The 307-nt window shown below is 59.9% G+C and carries 1 protein-coding gene; it reads right to left on the minus strand.

The annotated features are described in order from the left end of the window. Positions 1-64: 64 nt before the first annotated feature. On the minus strand, positions 65-274 hold the full coding sequence (locus tag AC0L3I_RS37060; protein WP_473530246.1) for a hypothetical protein: 210 nt from the start codon (positions 272-274) through the stop codon (positions 65-67). Between the last annotated feature and the right edge of the window lie 33 nt (positions 275-307).

Consider the following 307-nt stretch of genomic DNA (forward strand, 5'->3'; position numbering starts at 1 on the left):
CGGCAGCGAACCGCCGTCCTCCAAAGGTAATGCGCCGTCCTCCGACCGAAGTTACCTTTTGCGTTCAGGGAGTAATGATCCCACCTTGCGGGGTTCCGGCTTCCGTGCGGAAGAACTGCTCCTCCGCCAGCACGCCGGCTTTCAGGAACTGCCCGACCAACCGTACCACCCGCTGGTCGGCGACGCGTTTGCGTAGCCGTTCCATCAGATAGTGATGGTTGATGTTGTCAAAGGAAACATCTTCAGACTGCCCGTCACCAGGACCTTCCGACATCGGTGACGATCACACGCGCGGGCCATGCCTTTG

The sequence above is a fragment of the Mesorhizobium sp. WSM4840 genome, assembly GCF_055811755.1.